We start from the raw sequence: 19,714 nt of genomic DNA, 5'->3' as shown, positions 1-19,714 counted from the left end.
GCGTTTACCAGGCCTTTACGCCGCCCACAACACAGCGCAACGCTGGGGGCCCAGCATGCGGCCATGGCACCCACGCCCCCACTACACTGAACCCATGAGCACCCAACTGCTGATGATCGAAGACGACGCCCGTCTGGCGCAGATGGTGGGCGAATACCTGGGCCAGTCCGGCATGCAGCTGACACACCGCGCCGACGGCGCCAGCGGACTCGCCCGCTTGCAAGGCCCGGAGGCCGCCACGCTGCCCGACCTGGTGATCCTCGACCTCATGCTGCCCGACATGGACGGCCTGGAGGTGTGCCGCCGCATCCGCGCGCTGCCGGGCGCCGCCGCCCGCGTGCCGGTGCTGATGCTCACCGCCAAGGGCGACCCGATGGACCGCATCATCGGCCTGGAACTCGGCGCCGACGATTACCTGCCCAAGCCCTTCGAGCCGCGCGAGCTGCTCGCGCGCATCCGCGCCGTGCTGCGCCGCCATGGCGACGGCGGCCCGCCAGTCACCCAGACGCTGCGCTTCGGCGCGCTCGAAATCGACCGCGACGCGCGCAGCGTCACCGTGGCCGGCCAGCCGGCCGAGCTGACCTCCTACCAGTTCGACCTGCTCGTCGCCCTGGCCGAGCGCGCCGGCCGCGTGCTCACGCGCGACCAGATCATGGAGGCCGTGCGCGGGCGCGAGCTCGAAGCCTTCGACCGCTCCATCGACGTGCACATGGGCCGCATCCGCGCCGCGATCGAGCAGGACGCGAAGAACCCGCGCCGCATCCTCACGGTGCGCGGCGTGGGCTATGTGTTCGCCAAGCAGCAAGACTGATCCGCCGCCCAGCGCACCATGGCCAATCCGTTTTCCCGCCGCCTGTACCTGCGCATCTGGCTCGCCGTGGTCGGGGGCGTGGCGGTGCTCACGCTGGTGGTGGGCTGGGCCTGGCGCATCGCGGCCGAGCAGAACCAGAACGCGCAGAACTTCTCGCCGCCCTCGCGCGAGATGGTGCTGCGCGACGGCACGGGCCGCGTCGTGCTGCACGGCCTGGCCACGCGCCAGCCCATGCCGCCGTCCGAGGGGCTGGAGTTCCGCATCGAGTCCGCCCAGGGCGAGGCCTATGTGCTGCAGATGGCGCCGCGCCCGCCGCGTGCCGAGCGGCCGGGCCGTCCGGGCGGCGGACCTTCGCCCCATCCCATGACGTTCTGGACGCGGCCACCCTTCGGCTTCGTGTGGATGCTGGCCCTGGTGGGCATCGCGGTGGCGGCCGGCGTTTTTCCCTTCATCCGGCGCCTGACGCAGCGGCTCGAAGCCCTGCAGCGCAGCGTGCAGCGCTTCGGCGAGGGCGACCTGTCGGTGCGCGTGCCCGAGCACGGCCACGACGAGGTGGCCGACCTGGCGCGCCAGTTCAACGCCGCGGCCGGACGCATCGAGACGCTGGTGAAGTCACACAAGTCGCTGCTGGCCAATGCCTCGCACGAGCTGCGCTCGCCGCTGGCGCGCATCCGCATGGGGCTGGAGCTGATGGGCGGGCAGCAACCCTCGCCCGCGTTCCGTGACGAGATCCTGCGCAACATCGCCGAGCTGGACCAGTTGGTGGACGAGATCCTGCTGGCCAGCCGGCTCGATGCGCGCGAGGCCGACGTGGGCACCATCGAACCGGTGGATCTGGTGGGCCTGGCGGCCGAGGAGTGCGCGCGCCTGGGCGCCGACCTGGATGCCGGCACCGAGGGGCTCGAAGTCTCGGGTGTCTCCAAGCTGCTGCGCCGCGCGCTGCGCAACCTGCTGGAGAACGCCCGCCGCTACAGCCAAGGCGACATCACCGTCAGCCTGCGCCGCGCCGGGGACAGCGCCGAGGTGCGGGTGTGCGACCGGGGCCCGGGCGTTCCACCGGACCAGCGCGAACGCATTTTCGAGCCCTTCTACCGCCTGCCGGGCGCGAGCGAGCGTTCCGGTGGCGTGGGGCTGGGGCTGGCCCTGGTGCGCTCCATCGCCGCGCGCCACCACGGCACGGTGCACTGCGTGGACCACGCGGGTGGCGGCGCCTGCTTCGTGCTGCGCCTGCCGCTGCGCACCTAAGTCCGCGCCTATGCCGGACCGGCGGCCGAAGCGGCCGCCTGCTGGGTTTCCACCCGGTTGCGGCCGGCCCGCTTGGCGGCGTACATGGCCTGGTCGGCGGCATCGATCATGGCATCGGCCATGGCCGTGCCAGCCGGCACCTGGGCATGCACGCCGATGCTCACGGTGACATGCAGCGACTGCTCCGCCCAGGGCACGGCCATGTCCTGCACGCTCTGGCGCAGGCGCTCGGCCAGGCGCGCCGCCCCCGCCAGATCGGTTCCAGGCAGGCCTACCAGGAACTCCTCGCCACCATAGCGCCCCAGGATGTCCTGGGTCCGCAGGCCCGCGCCCAGGCAGCTTGCCACGGCGGCCAGCACCGCGTCGCCGGCCAGGTGCCCGTAGGTGTCGTTGACGCGCTTGAACCGGTCGATGTCCACCATCAGCAGGGCCAGCGGCTGGCGCTCGCGCACGGCCTGCGCGAACATGCGCTCCAGGGCGTCCATGAGCGCCCGCCGGTTGGGCACCCCGGTCAGCATGTCCAGCCGCGCCAGCTTCTGGTGCTCGGCATCGGAACGCTCCCGGCCCATGAGGATGAAGCCCAGGGTGGTGAAGACCAGGCCCGCCAGGCCCAGGAGCTGGCTGCCGATCTGCAGGGTGTGCGGCACCTGCAGCAGCGCCACATCCGTCCCGCCCAGCAGCACGCCCACGGTGCGTTGCGCATAGAGCAGCACCACCATGCCCGCGCCCAGGGCCAGCAGCCAGCTGCCGCGCCCTAGGCTTGCGTTGTCCCGGCGCAGAACCTCGTGCGCCACCATGGCGCCCTGGAGGCCGAACAGCACGCCTCCCAAAGCCACGCGCAGCTCGTGCTGGCGCATGAAGGCGAGCGCCCCGGCGGCGGCCAGCGCCACCGGCAGCAGAGTGCGCAGGCGCGGACAGGGCCTGCCATGGAAGCGGCTGACCGCCGCCAGGGAGAGCGCATAGGACAGCGACAGCAGCACGTTGCCCGCCACCATCCAGAAAGGCTGCGCGCCGTGGGCGCGGATATTCAGGATGAACAGAGGGAAGGCCAGCGCGACCATGAGCAGGCCGGCCCCCCATTGCAGCAGCCCGTCACCGCGCGGCTGGCCCCAGGCGACGATCAGCACGGCCAGCGCCATGGCAAGCGCCACCACGGGGAAAACCAGCAGAAGGGTCGGAATATCGACAGGCATGGTGTTGCGTCGGATGACGGGGCCGCGCCGGGCGAGCGCCCGGCGAACGTCCTGAAAACTATAGTCCATCGCCGCCGGCAGCGGCCATGGAAAGAATGCGTTGGCCGGCCCCGGCACGCCAGCCCACGATGCCCGCCATGATCTCTCCCGCGCTCACCACCCGCTTCACCCGCCGTTTTGGCCTGGCCACCCCGATCGCCCTGGCGCCCATGGCGTTGGCCTCCGGAGACGCGCTGGCGGCGGCCTGCGCGCGCGCCAGCGCTCTCAGCGCTCTCAGCGCGGCTCGGGGAGCGGGGGCGGGTGGCGCAAGGCCAGTGGCGGGAACAGCAGCAGGACCAGGAAAAGCGGAAAAAAATGCCGCTCGGTGAGCAACTGCAGTGGCGTATCGACCATGCCGTACACCACCCAGACCACCCACAGGCCCGGTCCGATGGCCCCCAGGGGGCCTTGGCCACGCTGCCGCCAGAGGGCGAGGCCCAAGGCCAGCAGCCAGGCCGCATAGCATGCGACACCCAGCATCCCCCCTTCGATGGCGGCGAACAGGAACTGGTTGTGCGGGTGCTTTCCACCTCCATAGCTGCACATGTCCGGGGGCTGGGCGGAGGCGCAGAAGACGGTGCGGTAGCTGCCCGTGCCATGGCCGATCAAGGGGCTCTGCTGGACGACCTTCAGCGCCTCGCGCCAGATGGCCAGGCGGTGGTCCGCCAGGTTCACGTCCCCCCGCTGTGCGCTGCCGGCGCCCTCGAAGGCCTGAATTTCGCGCCAGGTGCGGTCCAGGCGGCCCTGCACGCTGTCCGACATCCACAGCGCGGCCGCGGTCAGGGCCACGAGGCCCAGCAGGCCGTGCGCCCGCCACCGGCGCGGACAGCACGCCAACGCCAGCACCAGCAGACCCGCCAGCAAGGTGGCATACCCCGTGCGGCCAGGCACCATCCAGAGGATATTGAACACGGCCAATGCCGCCAGCAGCCCCAGGGCCCCGCGCCGGGCCGGCCGCAGACCGTGGTCGGCGAGCGCCTGCCCCAGCCACAGCAGCACCGCCACGGACATGAGCACGTTGTGCGTGATGTGCACATGGAAAATCGCATCGCCTCCCCCCTTGTAGGGCAGCGGCCAGGAACCGGCGCCAGCGAGCCCCCAGAGCGCATGGGCGAACGACAGCACCAGCGTCAGCACCATCGCCACGGAGAACGCCTGCAGGCAGCGCCGCACCCAGACGGAATCCCACAACGCCACAGCGAACAGCGGCAGCAGCAGCAGGGAGGCATTGCGCATCGCCTGACTTGCCGCGGCTTGCGGCGCAGCGGAGGTCCAGGCGGAGGCCAAGAGCACGCTGCCGAACAGCGCCAGGCTGGTCAGGCTCACCGGGTGCCGCAGCACCAGGGCCCAGCGTCCACGCCAGCTTCCGGCCACCTGGCCCAGCACCATCACGGCCACGAAAGCCGCTGCCGCCACGCTGGTCAGCGCATTCGATACGGGGATGGCGAACGCCAGCGCCACCAACAAAGCGCCTGCCGTGTTTTGAAGAGGATGAGCCAGTGCCCGCATGGTGTTCAAGTGGTGCGCGGTCCCGCTACCAGGTGCCTCAGGAGCCCGCGCGGTTCAATACCGGGATGGCGCCTGCCAGAACCCCACGACACGCCCCCAGGCCCGCGCCATGTGCTTCGGCGAAGGCAGCAGCATCCGCAACAGCAACACGGCCACGGCCTGGAGACGGGCCACGCGGCGCTGCCTGCGGGCGGCCGCCTCGCCCAGGTGCTTGGCGGTGAAAAGGATCTTGGACATGGCATGGTGCCGGCCGCGCTGGTATTCGACCTTGAGGGGCCGTGGCCCCCGCACCGAGCCCCGGTTCGCATGGAACACCCGCACGGACGGCTCGACCACCACCCCTTGCCCGGCCTGGAACAGCCGCAGGCACAAATCCTCGTCTTCGTAGTACAGGAAGAAACGCGTATCGAACCACTGCCGCGTCGGCAGGGCCTCCAGGCGCAGCAGCATCACGGCGCCGCAGGCATTGCCCACGCACAGCGGCCCCTCGGCGGGCGCCCCTTGCGAGGCCCATTGCAGGCGAGGCCAGCCGTAGTTGCACTGGACACGCCCCTGGCTGTCGATGAGTTGTGGCACGACCACGGCGGTCTGCGGCCAGCGCTGCGCGGCTTGCAGCAAGGCCACGGCATCGCCGGTCTCCACCAGGCAGTCGGGATTGATCAGCAGGGCGTAGGGCGTGGTCACCTGCGCCAGCGCCAGGTTGTTTGCCGCGCCAAAGCCCTGGTTGCCGCCCAGCCCGATCCACCGGGCACGGGGCATGAACCGCTCCACCTGAGCGCGCGTTCCATCGTGGCTGCCGTTGTCCACCACGATGGCGTGCGGCCAGGCGGCCAACGACCGCGCCAGGGTTTCGATGCAGTGCGCGCTGTTGTAGGTGACGACCACGGCCGTCACCTCGTGCAAGGGATGTGGCCCTGCGCCAGGGTCGCAAGCGCGCGCGACCGCCGGGGCAGGCGTGGGCTCCAGGGTGGGGGCCGGCACGGGAAACAGCGCCCGCCAGTCGACCTGCATGGCCACGGGCACCAGCAGCACGCAAGGCAGTTGACGCGCATTGGCCTCCTCCCCGGTCAGCTTCTGCACGAAAACCGGGTTGCCCCCGGCGCGCAAGGCCGTCCACAGCCGCGACAGCGCGCTCTTGCGCGCGGGGCTGCCGCGCACCACCTGCCAGGCCTCGTAGGCCACGCCGGTCTGGCGCATCCGGTCGAGCACGGCCGGCAGGTTGCCCTTGTCCACTTCCACCTGGACCACGGGCGCGTGCTGGCGGATGGTCTGCAGCGCCCCCTGCAGGGCCGCGATCTCGTGGCCTTCGATATCGAACTTGATGAACGACACATCCAGGATGCCCAGGCGCCGTACCAAGGCATCGAGCGTCTCGGCGGGCACCACGGCCGTGGCGCCGCCAGCGGCATCGCCCTCCTGGCTCACGCGGGCGTGGCCGAGGTTGCCATGGCGCTCCATGTGCAGCCGCACCTCGCCCTCGCGGTCCGAAATGGCCGCGCAGACAACGGTGGACTTGTGTTCCAGGCCGTTCCAGGCCAGGTTGGCACGGGCCACATGGGCATAGCTCTGCACGGCATCCACCGCGACCACCCCGCCAAAGGCAGCCCCCAGCTCGACGCTGTAGTTGCCGATGTGGCACCCCAGGTCCACCATGGTGCTGCGCGCCAGGCGCTCGGCGCCCAGTCCGCGCAGGCAGACCTGCCGGGCCACGGCAATCTCTTCCGCCTCGAAGGAGCCGAATTTGGCGGTGTATCCGCTGACATAGTCGCCCGGCATGACGAAATAGCGCCGGCGCTGGCGGCCTTGGAGGAAAAACCGCCCCCGCCGCTCCAGCAGCGGATGCAGGAGCTTGAACCAGTAGACCCCGAACGAGACCCTCAGCCCCGTGTCGATGGCGGTGGCCGTGCCCTGCGGCGGCATCATCGCCATGCCCGGAGCCACGGCCTCGTCCATGCTCAATGAGCGCCCCTGACGACCTCTCCTGCCTTGAGGCGGTACACCGTGCCGCAATACGGGCACTTGGCCTCGCCAGTGCGAGCCACGTCCAGATAGACCCGGGGATGGCTGTTCCAGAGCTGCATGTCCGCTTTCGGACTGGGGCAGTGCACCCCGCCCTGGTGGTTGAGATCTTGGGCCTGCAATTCAACGACGGCTTGGGACATGTTCAGACCTTGGTGAGCCAATGGGCGTAGCGGGGGTTGCGGCCGTTGACGATGTCAAAGAACGCGCTCTGGATCTTCTCGGTGATGGGGCCGCGGCTGCCCGCGCCGATCTCGATGCGGTCGAGTTCGCGGATCGGCGTGACCTCGGCGGCCGTGCCGGTGAAGAAGGCTTCATCGGCGATGTAGACCTCGTCGCGCGTGATGCGCTTCTGGACGATCTCCAGGCCCAGGTCCTTGGCGATGTGGAACACGGTGTTGCGCGTGATGCCGTTGAGCGCGCCGGCCGACAGGTCGGGCGTGTAGATCACGCCGTTCTTGATGACGAAGATGTTCTCGCCCGCGCCTTCGGACACGAAGCCCGCGCTGTCGAGCAGCAAGGCCTCGTCGTAGCCCTCGTCCGTGGCTTCCATGTTGGCCAGGATGGAGTTGGTGTAGTTGCTCACCGCCTTGGCCTGCGTCATCGTGATGTTGACGTGGTGGCGCGTGTAGCTGCTGGTCTTGACGCGGATGCCGCGCTTCATGCCTTCCTCGCCCAGATAGGCGCCCCAGGCCCAGGCCGCGACCATGAGATGGATGGTGTTGCCCTTGGGCGAGACGCCGAGCTTCTTGTCGCCGATCCAGGTCAGGGGGCGCAGGTAGCATGATTCGAGCTTGTTCTCGCGCACCACGGCCTTCTGCGCCTCGTTCACCTCTTCCTGGGTGAACGGGATCTTCATGCGCAGGATCTTGGCGCTGTTGAACAGGCGCTCGGTGTGCTCTTCCAGGCGGAAGATCGCCGTGCCGTTGGCGGTGTTGTAGGCGCGCACGCCTTCAAAGGCGCCACAGCCGTAGTGCAGCGTGTGGGTCAGCACATGGATCTTGGCGTCGCGCCAGTCGACCATCTGGCCGTCCATCCAGATCTTGCCGTCACGGTCGGCCATCGAGGGAACTACGGGGCTCATGGGGTTCCTTTGGGTTGCTGTGTTCGCGGAACTTTCGATTTTACGGCGCCGGCACCCCGGCCTGGCCCGTGTCGGGCGGCGTCGGCCGCACCAATGTCCAGGCCAACAGGCGGCCATGCTGGAACTCGCAGGTCACGTGCGATCCGCCGGCGTCGGTCCAGCGGTAGACCTCGGGCTGTTCGTTCTCCCGCGACTGCAGCACCCCCAGGGACCGGGTCATCGCGATGACATGCATCAGGCTCACGCCCACGCGCAGCCGTGCGTTGAGCATCACCGCGCTGCCCACATGGCCCATGGGACTGTCCGCCGCCTTCTTGAGCACCGTCATGAGCCGCGTGAAGTGCAGCAGCAGCCACATCAGCAACAGGCCCACCGCGCCAGCCACGCCCATCCACCCGTAAGTCCGGTAGGACGCCACCACCAGGACCGCACCCACCAGGGGCACCCATGCATTTCGCCAGTTCATGCGCGGATTGTCTTATGCCGGGCCACCGGGGCCGTCGTGGAAAGCACGTACGGTGCTCAGGCGAGGCCGCGCACCACCTCCATGGCCTCCTCGATGCGCTCGACCGGGTGGATCTCCAGCCCGGGGATGGGCTGGCGCGGCGCATTGGCCTTGGGCACCACCGCCACCGTGAACCCCAGCTTGGCCGCCTCCTTGAGCCGCTCCTGTCCGCGCGGTGCGGGCCGCACCTCGCCCGCCAGCCCGACCTCGCCGAAGGCAATGAAACCCTTGGGCAGTGCCCGGCCGCGCAGGCTGGAGGTGATGGCCAGCATCGCGGCCAGGTCCGCGGCAGGTTCGCTGATGCGCACGCCTCCGACGGCATTGACGAACACATCCTGGTCCGCGCAGGCCACGCCGGCGTGGCGGTGCAGCACTGCCAGCAGCATGGCCAGGCGGTCGCGCTCCAGTCCCACGGACAGTCGGCGCGGACTCGGGCCGCCGCCATCGACCAGCGCCTGAATTTCGACCAGCAGGGGGCGCGTGCCCTCCAGCGTGACGAGCACGCAGCTGCCTGGCACCGGCTCGCTGTGCTGGCTCAGGAAGATGGCGCTCGGGTTGGTGACGCCCTTGAGGCCACGCTCGGTCATGGCGAACACACCGATCTCGTTCACGGCACCGAAGCGGTTCTTGATGGCCCGCACGAGGCGGTAGCTCGAATGCGTGTCGCCCTCGAAATACAGCACCGTGTCGACCATGTGTTCGAGCACGCGCGGCCCGGCCAGTGCCCCTTCCTTGGTGACATGGCCCACGAGCACAATGGCCACGCCCGTGGCCTTGGCCGCGCGGGTGAGGTGCGCGGCACACTCGCGCACCTGGGCCACGGAGCCGGGCGCCGAGGTCAGCTGGTCGGAATACACAGTCTGGATCGAATCGATCACCGCCACGGCGGGCTGCGTGGCCTCCACCGTGGCCAGGATCTTCTCCAGCTGGATCTCGGCCAGCACGTTCACCTGGCTCTGGTTCAGGCCGAGGCGGCGCGAGCGCAGCGCTACCTGCGCACCGCTTTCCTCGCCCGTCACGTAGAGCGTGGGCAGGCCAGCACGCTGCAGCGCGTCGAGCGCCTGCAGCAGCAGCGTGGACTTGCCGATGCCCGGGTCGCCGCCGATCAGCACCACGCCGCCTTCGACGACTCCGCCGCCGAGCACGCGATCGAGCTCCTCGATGCCGCTGGGCGTGCGCGCCACCTCCGTGGCTTCGATCGCGGACAGCGGTGCCACGGCCTGTGCCATGTTCCAGCCCGCATGTTGCGGCGTGCTGTAGCGATTGCGCCCGCCGCCGGTCTCGACCACGGTCTCCGCGAGAGTGTTCCAGGCATTGCAATGCGGACACTTGCCGAGCCATTTGGGCGTGCTGCCGCCACATTCGGCACAGGTGAAGGTGGTTTTTTCCTTGGACATGGAGGAGGAACGCGTAGCGGTGACCGCCGACTATAGCGGCGCGCCAAAAAGCACAAACCCGTCGCGAGGACGGGTTTGCAAGGGAGTCGCCGGGACGGTCAGGCCGCGGTGAGCCAGTAGCCGGAGTTGAAGGGGCTGCTCATGCGCAGCGCCAACGGGGAGATGTCGACCAACTTGTCGGTGGGCATCTTCTCGGCCATGTCCGCTCCCAGCTCGATGCCTTGCACCGCGGAAGGTGCCTCGGTAGCCTCGTTCGCCCGTTCTGCCTGGCTGTTGGTTGCAGAACGGGCTACAGAAAAGAATAGAAACAGCGGAACGGAATTTTCCGGTCGCCCCAGTAGTCCGCCGCATCGCGGAACACATCGAGCAGCTGCTCGCGTGCTTCCTTGTCGAATTTCGCCGTGGCTGGAATCTGCTCCAGCACCACGATGAAGCCCGGTTGCGGACCGGACTTGTGCAAGGGGTCGGTCAGGCAGTCCGACAGCGCGTCGAAGTTCTTGCCGAAGTGCGACGGGAAGGTGAACTGCTGCGCGATCAGGTCCAGCACGTCCTGCTTGGATTGCGCATGGGCGAGGTTGGCGTAAAGGAAGTGCTGCCCCAGCGTTGCGGCCGCATCCTGCAGGTCCTGCACGCGGAAAGCGCGGATCGACTGCACGATGTTGGCGCGCACTCCGCGCAATGGGTTTTCCTGGTCCTTACGAAGTGGCATATCCATCTCCGCTTCTCTTTCTCTTAAGTCCAAAAATCGGGTCACTCCGGTGGCCTGCCCATGGCGGCTCCCCGGGTGGGGGCATCAAGCGGGAAGTCACACTCCCCACCGCCATGCGGGCGCCAGGGCGCTGGGCAGGACGGGAGTCATTCGACAATTTCGCGAAAACTGGCGTAGTGGTCGCTGGTGTAATAGCAGGCGTCCGGTGTCCGGGGCTTGCCACCACACACGATGCGCCGGGCGCCCCGATTGCGCGCGCCTGGTGTTCTGACGGTGTATTCCCGGTAGTAGCCGCGCTTGTGCGCCGGCAACAGCCGCTCGCGATTGCCGAACACCGTTCCATCCTTGTCGTATGGGAACGGGCCTCCCTGCCGGATCAGCGCATAGGTTTCGCGCCCCTGCGGAGGCAGTTGCGCCACCGTGATCGTGGCCTGTCCATCGGTGGACGGATGGTTCCGCGCCTGCCCTGCTGTGGGAGTGAGCACGAAAGCGACACCCAAAAAACACGCAACGCCAGCCTTGTACGCCCGGGCGGCCACAGCCTTCAGCATCAAACAACACCTTTCAGAAACTACGGGTTAACCCGAAATTTCAAGGCGCTAGTGTGACGGAAACCCCCCAAAAAAGCAAGCCTCTGCCCATTGTTTAAGCAGAGGCCCGCGCCCGAAAGGGGCTTTGAAAGTTAGCGCACGCTATCGTGCGGACAATTACCGTTGCGCGTTGGCATCGGCCACGGTCAACGCCGTCATGTTGACGATACGGCGCACGGTCGCGCTGGCCGTCAGGATATGCACCGGCTGCGCCGCCCCCAGCAGCACCGGGCCGATGGCGATATTGCCGCCCGCGGCGGTCTTGAGCAGGTTGTAGGAAATGTTGGCCGCGTCGATGTTCGGCAGCACCAGCAGGTTGGCGTCACCGACCAGGCTGCTGTGCGGCATGAGGGCCGCGCGCGAGGCGCCGTTGAGCGCGACGTCGCCGTGCATTTCGCCGTCCACTTCGAGCCAGGGGGCCTGCACGCGCAGCAACTCCAGTGTCTGGCGCATCTTCACGGCGCTGGGCTGGTCGCTGGAGCCGAAGTTGGAGTGCGACAGCAGCGCCGCCTTGGGCTTGATGCCGAAGCGCAGCATTTCCTCGGCGGCCATCATGGTGATCTCCGCGAGCTGTTCGGCCGTCGGGTCGTAGTTGACATGCGTGTCCACCAGGAACACCTGGCGGTCGGGCAGCAGCAGGCCGTTCATGCAGGCGTAGGTGGCCACGCCGGCGCGCCGGCCGATCACCTGGTCGATGTAGTTGAGGTGGTGCGAGGTGTGGCCCCAGGTGCCCACGATCAGGCCGTCGACCTCGCCCTTGTGCAGCATCATGCTGCCGATCAGCGTGAGGCGGCGGCGCATCTCGATCTTGGCGATGGGCGCGGTGATGCCCTTGCGCGCCGTCATCTGGTGGTAGGTCTGCCAGAAGTCGCGGTAACGGTGGTCCTGCTCGACGTTCACCACATCGTAGTCACGCCCCTCCTGCAGGCGCAGGCCGAATTTCTCGATGCGCTGTGCGATCACGGCCGGGCGGCCGATCAGCGTGGGACGGGCCACCTTTTCGTCCACCACGATCTGCGCGGCGCGCAGCACGCGCTCTTCCTCGCCCTCGGCGTAGGCCACGCGCCGTTTGGCGGCGGTCTTGGCGGCCAGGAAGATGGGCTTCATCATCGTGCCCGAGGCGTAGACGAAGCTCTGCAGCTGGTCGCGGTAGGCGTCCATGTCGGTGATGGGGCGCAACGCCACGCCGGAATCAAACGCGGCCTGGGCCACGGCTGGCGCGATCTTCATCATCAGGCGCGGATCGAACGGCTTGGGGATCAGGTATTCAGGGCCAAAAGCGAGCTTCTCGCCCACGTAGGCCGCGGCCACCACTTCGCTCTGCTCGGCCTGGGCCAGGTCGGCGATGGCGTGCACGGCGGCGATTTCCATCTCCAGCGTGATGGTGGTAGCGCCGGAGTCGAGCGCTCCCCGGAAGATGTAGGGGAAGCACAGGACGTTGTTGACCTGGTTCGGGTAGTCCGAACGGCCCGTGGCCATGATGGCATCGTCGCGCACGGCCTGCACATCCTCGGGCTGGATCTCGGGATTGGGGTTGGCCAGCGCGAAGATCAGTGGGCGGGCAGCCATCTTGGCCACCATGTCCTTCTTGAGCACGCCACCCGCCGACAGGCCCAGGAACACGTCCGCGCCCTCGATCACCTCGGAGAGCGTGCGCTGTTCGGTCTTCTGGGCGAAGAACTGCTTGTCCTCGTCCATCAGCTCGGTGCGGCCCTCGTAGACCACGCCGGCCAGGTCGGTCACCCAGACGTTCTCGCGCCGGATGCCCAGCTTGACCAGCAAGCCCAGGCAGGCCAGCGCCGCAGCGCCCGCGCCGGAAGTGACGAGCTTGACTTCCTCGGGCTTCTTGCCCGCGACCTTCAGGCCGTTGAGGATGGCCGCGCCCACCACGATGGCCGTGCCATGCTGGTCGTCATGGAAGACCGGGATCTTCATGCGCTCGCGCAGCTTGCGCTCGATGTAGAAGCAGTCGGGCGCCTTGATGTCTTCCAGGTTGATGCCGCCGAAGGTGGGCTCCATCGACGCGATGATCTCGACCAGCTTGTCCGGGTCCTTCTCGTTGATCTCGATGTCGAACACATCGATGCCCGAGAACTTCTTGAACAGCACGCCCTTGCCTTCCATCACCGGCTTGCCCGCCAGCGGGCCGATGTCGCCCAGGCCCAGCACGGCCGTGCCGTTGGTGACCACGCCCACCAGGTTGCCCCGGCTGGTGTAGCGGAACGCGGCGGCCGGGTCCTTGACGATTTCCTCGCAGGGCGCGGCGACGCCGGGCGAGTAAGCCAGCGCCAGGTCGTGCTGGTTGACGAGCTGCTTGGTGGCGGCGATGGCGATCTTGCCGGGCTTCGGAAACTCGTGGTACTCGAGGGCGGCCTTGCGCAGCAGCGCGCGCTTGTCGGGGTGGGGGATCGGGGCCGGTGCGTTCTCGGGCATGGAAGTCTCCAGTTGGCGGTACCGCGCCAAGCCGGGGCTGGCGCGGCCGGACCCCAGGGTCCGGGGGGGAACCGATTGTAGGTTGCGTTCAGTAAAAACCCTGGTAAGCAGCTTTGCGGACCCGGGCGCCGACATTGTGACGCATTTTCATGAAAATCGATTTCACATAACAAAACGCCCTGCAGTCCGCAGAACTGCAGGGCGTTGCGCCTGGAAGCGGCCCGCACGGGGCCGCGCCGTCAGCGGCTGCTCGGGAAGCTGAACACCGCCCCCTCGCGCACGCCGGCCGAGGGCCAGCGCTGCGTGACGGTCTTGCGCTTGGTGTAGAAGCGCACGGCATCGGGGCCGTAGGCGTGCAGGTCGCCGAACAGGCTGCGCTTCCAGCCGCCGAACGAGTGGTAGGCCACGGGCACGGGCAGGGGCACGTTCACGCCCACCATGCCGACCTGGATGTGGTCGGTGAAGTAGCGCGCGGCCTCGCCGTCGCGGGTGAAGATGCACGTGCCGTTGCCATACTCGTGGGCATCGATGAGCTTCATCGCCTCCTGCAGCGTCTTCACACGCACCACGCCCAGCACGGGGCCGAAGATCTCTTCCTGGTAGATCTTCATGCCGGGCTTGACGTGGTCGAACAGGCAGGCGCCCAGGAAGTAGCCTTCCTCGTGGCCTTGCACCTTCACGGCGCGGCCATCGACCACCAGCGTCGCGCCTTCTGCGACACCGCTGTCCACATAGGCCTTCACCTTCTCGAAATGCTGCTGGGTCACCAGCGGGCCCATGTCGTTGCTGTTGTCCGTGCCGGGGCCGACCTTCATCTTGGCGATCTCGGTCTTGAGGCCCGCCACCACGGCATCGCCCACCTCGTCGCCCACGGCCACGAGCAGCGGGATGGCCATGCAACGCTCGCCGCAGGAGCCGTAGGCCGCGCCCATCAAGGCGCTGACGGCGTTGCCCACGTCGGCATCGGGCATCAGCACCGCGTGGTTCTTGGCGCCGCCCAGGGCCTGCACGCGCTTGCCGTGCTTGCAGCCTTCGGCGTAGATGTATTCGGCGATCGGCGTGGAGCCCACGAAGCTCACGGCCTTCACGCGCGGGTCTTGCAGCAGCGTGTCCACGGCCAGCTTGTCGCCGTTGACCACGTTGAGCACGCCGGGTGGCAGGCCTGCTTCCAGCGCCAGCTGGGCGATGAACAGCGCGCTGGTGGGGTCGCGCTCGGAGGGCTTGAGCACGAAGGTGTTGCCACAGGCCACGGCCATGGGCCACATCCACAGCGGCACCATGGCCGGGAAGTTGAAGGGCGTGATGCCCGCCGTGACGCCCAGCGCCTGGAACTCGGACCACGAGTCGATGCCAGGGCCCACGTTGCGGCTGTGCTCGCCCTTGAGCAGCTCGGGCGCGTAGCTGGCGTATTCCACGTTCTCGATGCCGCGCTGCAGCTCGCCGTGCGCGTCGGCCAACACCTTGCCGTGCTCGGCGGTGATCAGGGCCGCGATCTTGTCGGCGTTCTCTTCGAGCAGCACCTTGAGCTTGCTCATCACGCGCGCGCGCTTGAGCGGGGGCGTGTTGCGCCAGGCCGGAAATGCGGCCTCGGCGGAGGCGATGGCGGCCTCCACCGTGGCCTTGCTGGCCAGCGCCACGCTGGTGGTGGACTGGCCCGTGGCGGGGTTGAACACGGGCTGCGTGCGCTCGGTGTCGGCAACGAGCTTGCCGTCGATCAGGTGGCCGACGGTGGTGGTGACGTTCTTGTCGTGGTTCATGGCGATTTCAAATCAAAAGTGCCACCAGCGCTTATCCATCAAGCGCCAGCAGCTATCAAAACAGGAGTTCATGCGGTTTCGTGCAGGGCATCGCCCAGGGCACTGACCAGGCGGTCGATCTCGGCCTGGGTGCTGATGAACGGGGGCGCGAGCTGGATGGTGTCGCCACCGTAGCGCACGTAAAAGCCCTTCTCCCAGCACTTCATGGCGATCTCGTAGGGGCGCCGCGCCGGTTCGCCGGGCAGGGCGCTGATGGTGATGCCGGCGGCCAAGCCGTAGTTGCGGATGTCGGCCACATGCTTGGCTCCCTTGAGACCGTGCACGGCGTTCTCAAAGTAGGGCGCCAGCGCGCGCACGCGCCCGGGCATGTCTTCCTTCTGCAGGATGTCGAGCACCGCGTTGCCCGCCGCGCAGGCCACGGGGTGGGCCGAATAGGTGTAACCGTGTGGAAACTCCAGCATGTACTCGGGGCCGCCCTGCGCCATGAAGGTGTCGTAGATCTCCTTGGTGGCGATCACGCCGCCCAGCGGCTGCGCACCGTTGGTCACCTGCTTGGCGAAGTTCAGGATGTCGGGCGTCACGCCAAAGGCCTCGGCCCCGGTCCAGGTGCCGCAGCGGCCAAAGCCGGTGATGACCTCGTCAAAAATCAGCAGGATGTTGTTCTGCGTGCAGATCTCGCGGATGCGTTCCAGGTAGCCCTTCGGGGGAATCACCACGCCGGCCGAGCCGGAGAAGGGCTCGACGATCACCGCGGCGATGTTGCTCGCGTCGTGCAGCGCGATCACGTCCAGCAGCTTGTCGGCCAGCGCACGGCCACCGTCCTCGGCCATGCCCTTCTGGAAGGTGCCGGCCGGCGGCTGGGTGTGGGGAATGTGGTCCGCCTCCACGCCCTGGCCGAACAGCTTGCGGTTGCCCACGATGCCGCCGACCGAGATGCCGCCGTAGTTCACGCCGTGGTAGCCCTTCTCGCGGCCGATCAGGCGCGTCTTGGTGCCCTGGCCCTTGGCGCGCCAGTAGGCGCGCGCCATCTTGAGCGAGGTGTCGGCCGACTCGGAACCCGAGCCGGTGAAGAACACATAGTCCAGCCCGGCGGGCGTCAGGGCCTTGATGCGGTTGGCCAGCTCGAACGACGCCGGGTGGCCGAACTGGAAGGCCGGCGCGTAGTCCAGCCGCGCAGCGGCCTGGCCCACGGCCTCGGCGATCTCGCGGCGGCCATGGCCCAGGCCCGAGCACCACAGGCCCGAGAGACCGTCGAAGATCTTGCGGCCTTCGCTGTCGGTGTAGTACGCCCCTTGGGCCTCCACCACCATGCGCGGATTCGCCTTGAAGTTGCGGTTGCCGGTGAAGGGCATCCAGTGGGCGTCGAGCCAGGCGGCATCGAGGCGGGGCGCGGCATCGGCGGGTTGTTCGATGTGGACGAAGCTCATGGTGGGTCTCCTGGTTCGGGTGCGGCGGCCGACTGGCCCGCGAACCGCCATTGTTCCGGCAGGTGTTAATCTCTTGAATAATCAAATATCAATGTTTACTTGACGATTTATGCAAGTAAAGACCTCCCAGCGCGAACGCGCGTTACTCGGCCAGCTCAGCGACATGGACCTGCGCCTGCTGCAGGTGTTCAAGAGCGTGGCCGAATGCGGCGGCCTGTCGGCCGCTGAGCTGGAGCTGAACATCGGCACCAGCACCGTGAGCCGCCACATGAAGGACCTGGAAACACGCCTGGGCCTGACGCTGTGCCGGCGCGGCCGCGCCGGTTTCGCGCTCACGCCCGAGGGCCAGCGCGTGTACGACGAAACGCTGCGCCTGCTCAGCGCGGTCGATGCGTTTCGCAGCAGCATCGACGACATCCACCGCCGCATGGGCGGGCGGCTGGAAGTCGCGGTGTTCGACAAGACCGCCAGCAACCCGGCGGCGCGCATCGGCGCGGCGATCGCGCTGTTCTCGGAGCAGGCGCCCGACGTGAGCCTGCAGATGCATGTGGCCGCCATCCCCGCCATCGAGCGCGGGCTGATCGACGGGAGCTTCCACATCGGCATCATCCCCGCGCACCGCACCTCGCAGAGCCTGGTCTACGCCAACCTGTTCACCGAGACCATGCTGCTCTACTGCGGCGCGCGCCACCCGCTGTTCGGCCAGGACCATGCCGGCCTGGACTGGGACGGCCTGCGCGCCTGGCAGTTCGCCGGCCTGGGCTACCACTCGCCCAACATGGAGTTGAGCCATGGCGCGCGCCTGCCGCGCAAGGCCACGGGCTTCGACCAGGAGTCGATCGCCACGCTCATCCTCTCGGGCCGCTACCTGGGCTTCCTGCCCGACCACTACGCCGAGGCCTTCGTGCGCCAGGGGCAGATGCAGGCCGTGCAGCCAGCCCGGTTCTTCTACCGCTGCCAGTTCGTCAGCGTGCTGCGCCGCTCGCCCCAGCCGCCGCGCGCGGCCCAGGCCTTCGCGCAATGCCTGCTGCAGGCGCATGGGGAAGGCGGCGGCTCCTTGCGCTGAAAGCGGCACGGGCACAGAATGGAGGCCTTCACACAAGGCGCACCATGGCAAGCATCTCCTCCATCGCCCAGTCCGGCCTCCAGGCCGCGCAGATGCGCCTGGATGCCTCGGCGAACAACATCGCCAACATGAACACGCCCGGCTACCGGCGCTTTCGCGCCGAGCAGGCCGAGGTGGCGGGCCCCGCAGGCGTGAACGCCACCATGCAGCGCGAGCCGCAAGCCGGCGTGGCGCTGGAGCAGGAGGTGGTGGATCAGATGACCGCCACCTACGCTTTCAAGGCCAACCTGCAGACGCTGCAGACCGAGGACCGCATGCTGGGCGCGCTGCTCAACGTGCGGGCCTGAACTCCATTTCCCCGGGCACCGTTGCCGCCGCGCTGGCCGCGGCTGCTTGGCGCCGCCCGGCGCGCTCCCAGGCCTTCTCATGGAAGAAGAAGGCCACGGCCTGCACCGTGGGCTCCAGCAGGCTCAGCGTGAGCGAGGCCCAGAGGTTGCCCGTGATGGCGTAGGCCACCAGCGCCGCCACGCAGATGTGGATGACGTAGTAGCTGCCGGTCTTGAGCAGCATGGTCTTGTTCTGGCGGGCGGCGAGGCGGATGCGGGACATGGCGGGCTCCTGGTGCGGGGGCTGCCCGGTGTGGCGGCCTTGAATGAATGATAATCGCTCGCAATTACATCGGCCATTGAACCTGCCTACCGCCGGCATAGCCCGTGCCGGAATGGACGGTGCGCAGCATTTCACGGCAACGCCAAAACACCGGTTCATGCCGCGCAAGGCTTGTTCTATGATGGCCGGTCCGATCAACCCCCTGCACAGCAACCGGGAGCACCGCATGGCACTCATGGACTTCATCAAGAAACAGTTCATCGACATCCTCCAGTGGACCGAGGACGGCGACGGAACGCTGGCCTGGCGCTTCCCGATGGAGGGCATGGAAATCCAGAACGGCGGCACGCTGGTGGTGCGCGAGTCGCAGATGGCGGTGTTCGTCAACGAAGGCCAGGTGGCCGACGTGTTCGGCCCCGGCACCTACAAGCTGACCACGCAGACCCTGCCGGTGCTGACCTACCTGAAGAACTGGGACAAGCTGTTCCAGTCGCCCTTCAAGAGCGACGTGTACTTCTTCAGCACGCGCCAGCAGATCGACCAGAAGTGGGGCACGCCCCAGCCCATCACGATCCGCGACAAGGACTTCGGCGCGGTGCGCCTGCGCGCCTTCGGCAACTACGCCTACCGCATCGCCGACCCCAAGCTGTTCCACACCGAGATCTCGGGCACGCGCGACAGCTACCCCGTGGCCGACCTCGAAGGCCAGTTGCGCGGCATGGTGCTGCAGAACATCAGCAACGCCATCGCGGGCAGCGGCCTGCCGTTCCTGGACCTGGCGGCCAACCAGGTGATGTTCGCCGACGCGCTGGCCAAGGAGCTGGCGCCCCACTTTGCCAAGATCGGCCTCGTCATCGAGAGCCTGACGGTGCAGAACGTCTCGCTGCCCGAGGAGCTGCAGAAGATCCTCGACCAGAAGATCGGCATGGGCATGGTCGGCAACGACATGGGCAAGTTCATGCAGTACCAGACGGCGCAGGCGATCCCCAAGTTCGCCGAGGGCGCGGGCAATGGCGGTGGCGGCATCGCGGGCGACGCCATGGGCCTGGGCGCGGGCGTGGCGCTGGGCCAGGTGCTGGCGCAGAACCTGCAGGCCGGCCTGCAGGGTGGCGCGGCGCAGGCCGCGCCGGCAGCAGCGGCCGCTGCGGCGGCCGTGGGCGTCAAGCCCGAGGACGTGATGGCCACGCTGGAGAAGCTCGGCGAACTCAAGAGCAAGGGCATCCTCACGCAGGAAGAGTTCGACGCCAAGAAGGCCGAACTGCTGAAGAAGCTGGTCTGACCTGGTTGCTATCATAAAAATAGCTGCTCGCGCTGGAGGGAT

The 19,714-nt window shown here is 68.0% G+C and carries 18 protein-coding genes; 5 read left to right on the top strand and 13 right to left on the bottom strand.

All coding sequences use genetic code 11. The annotated features are described in order from the left end of the window. Positions 1 to 94 precede the first annotated feature (94 nt). Entirely contained in the window at positions 95 to 811 is a 717-nt protein-coding gene (locus D8S75_RS01705) for a response regulator (RefSeq protein ID WP_119964196.1), read from the top strand. A gap of 18 nt (positions 812 to 829) precedes the next feature. After that, a complete protein-coding gene (locus tag D8S75_RS01700) occupies positions 830 to 2,056 on the top strand; it encodes an ATP-binding protein (protein WP_119964195.1) in 1,227 nt (408 codons plus the stop codon). Positions 2,057 to 2,064: 8 nt separating this feature from the next. Here the strand turns inward: D8S75_RS01700 and D8S75_RS01695 are convergent, their stop codons facing one another. From D8S75_RS01695 to aptA, 12 genes are all read right to left on the bottom strand, one after another. After that, entirely contained in the window at positions 2,065 to 3,249 is a 1,185-nt protein-coding gene (locus tag D8S75_RS01695) for a GGDEF domain-containing protein (RefSeq protein ID WP_157982575.1), read from the bottom strand. Between the two features lie 273 nt (positions 3,250 to 3,522). After that, positions 3,523 to 4,797 carry an O-antigen ligase family protein gene (locus D8S75_RS01685; protein ID WP_119964193.1) on the bottom strand — a complete coding sequence of 425 codons (1,275 nt, stop codon included), beginning with the start codon at positions 4,795 to 4,797 and terminating at the stop codon, positions 3,523 to 3,525. A 54-nt stretch (positions 4,798 to 4,851) separates the two neighbouring features. After that, entirely contained in the window at positions 4,852 to 6,750 is a 1,899-nt protein-coding gene (locus tag D8S75_RS01680) for an FkbM family methyltransferase (protein WP_119964192.1), read from the bottom strand. 2 nt (positions 6,751 to 6,752) lie between these two features. Further along, positions 6,753 to 6,959 (bottom strand): zinc-finger domain-containing protein, encoded by a 207-nt coding sequence (locus D8S75_RS01675; protein ID WP_119964191.1) that lies wholly within the window; start codon positions 6,957 to 6,959, stop codon positions 6,753 to 6,755. A 2-nt stretch (positions 6,960 to 6,961) separates the two neighbouring features. Beyond that, positions 6,962 to 7,900 carry a branched-chain amino acid transaminase gene (locus D8S75_RS01670; protein ID WP_119964190.1) on the bottom strand — a complete coding sequence of 313 codons (939 nt, stop codon included), beginning with the start codon at positions 7,898 to 7,900 and terminating at the stop codon, positions 6,962 to 6,964. 40 nt (positions 7,901 to 7,940) lie between these two features. Beyond that, a complete protein-coding gene (locus D8S75_RS01665; RefSeq protein WP_119964189.1) occupies positions 7,941 to 8,366 on the bottom strand; it encodes a glycerate kinase in 426 nt (141 codons plus the stop codon). Between the two features lie 56 nt (positions 8,367 to 8,422). Continuing rightward, a complete protein-coding gene (gene radA / locus D8S75_RS01660) occupies positions 8,423 to 9,802 on the bottom strand; it encodes a DNA repair protein RadA (RefSeq protein WP_119964188.1) in 1,380 nt (459 codons plus the stop codon). A gap of 289 nt (positions 9,803 to 10,091) precedes the next feature. Next, complete coding sequence (locus tag D8S75_RS01655; protein ID WP_119964187.1) at positions 10,092 to 10,517, bottom strand: barstar family protein; 426 nt, start codon at positions 10,515 to 10,517, stop codon at positions 10,092 to 10,094. A 140-nt stretch (positions 10,518 to 10,657) separates the two neighbouring features. Next, the gene (locus tag D8S75_RS01650) at positions 10,658 to 11,062 is read right to left on the bottom strand and encodes a guanyl-specific ribonuclease (RefSeq protein ID WP_119964186.1); all 405 of its coding nucleotides are present in this window, start codon (positions 11,060 to 11,062) and stop codon (positions 10,658 to 10,660) included. A 156-nt stretch (positions 11,063 to 11,218) separates the two neighbouring features. After that, positions 11,219 to 13,534, bottom strand: a complete 2,316-nt coding sequence (locus D8S75_RS01645) for an NADP-dependent malic enzyme (RefSeq protein ID WP_119964185.1) — start codon at positions 13,532 to 13,534, stop codon at positions 11,219 to 11,221. 239 nt (positions 13,535 to 13,773) lie between these two features. Beyond that, positions 13,774 to 15,291: a CoA-acylating methylmalonate-semialdehyde dehydrogenase gene (locus tag D8S75_RS01640; RefSeq protein ID WP_119964184.1), complete on the bottom strand. Its 1,518-nt coding sequence runs from the start codon at positions 15,289 to 15,291 to the stop codon at positions 13,774 to 13,776. 68 nt (positions 15,292 to 15,359) lie between these two features. Continuing rightward, positions 15,360 to 16,718: an omega-aminotransferase AptA gene (gene aptA / locus D8S75_RS01635; RefSeq protein ID WP_119964183.1), complete on the bottom strand. Its 1,359-nt coding sequence runs from the start codon at positions 16,716 to 16,718 to the stop codon at positions 15,360 to 15,362. A gap of 109 nt (positions 16,719 to 16,827) precedes the next feature. On the opposite strand from aptA, the gene D8S75_RS01630 reads away from it, so the two are divergent. Then, the gene (locus D8S75_RS01630; protein WP_119964182.1) at positions 16,828 to 17,784 is read left to right on the top strand and encodes a LysR family transcriptional regulator; all 957 of its coding nucleotides are present in this window, start codon (positions 16,828 to 16,830) and stop codon (positions 17,782 to 17,784) included. A gap of 44 nt (positions 17,785 to 17,828) precedes the next feature. Beyond that, entirely contained in the window at positions 17,829 to 18,131 is a 303-nt protein-coding gene (locus tag D8S75_RS01625) for a flagellar basal body protein (RefSeq protein ID WP_119964181.1), read from the top strand. Here the strand turns inward: D8S75_RS01625 and D8S75_RS01620 are convergent. After that, on the bottom strand, positions 18,115 to 18,393 hold the full coding sequence (locus tag D8S75_RS01620) for a DUF2061 domain-containing protein (RefSeq protein WP_119964180.1): 279 nt from the start codon (positions 18,391 to 18,393) through the stop codon (positions 18,115 to 18,117). The two genes, D8S75_RS01625 and D8S75_RS01620, sit on opposite strands and share 17 nt — an antisense overlap. 226 nt (positions 18,394 to 18,619) lie before the next feature. Here D8S75_RS01620 and D8S75_RS01615 point away from each other — a divergent pair, with 226 nt between their 5' ends. Then, on the top strand, positions 18,620 to 19,672 hold the full coding sequence (locus tag D8S75_RS01615) for an SPFH domain-containing protein (protein WP_119964379.1): 1,053 nt from the start codon (positions 18,620 to 18,622) through the stop codon (positions 19,670 to 19,672). Positions 19,673 to 19,714 lie beyond the last annotated feature (42 nt).

Origin of the sequence: Simplicispira lacusdiani, from assembly GCF_003604195.1 — a bacterium.
Classification (GTDB): Bacteria; Pseudomonadota; Gammaproteobacteria; order Burkholderiales; family Burkholderiaceae_C; genus Simplicispira; species Simplicispira lacusdiani.
This window is presented reverse-complemented; position numbering and strand designations above follow the sequence as displayed.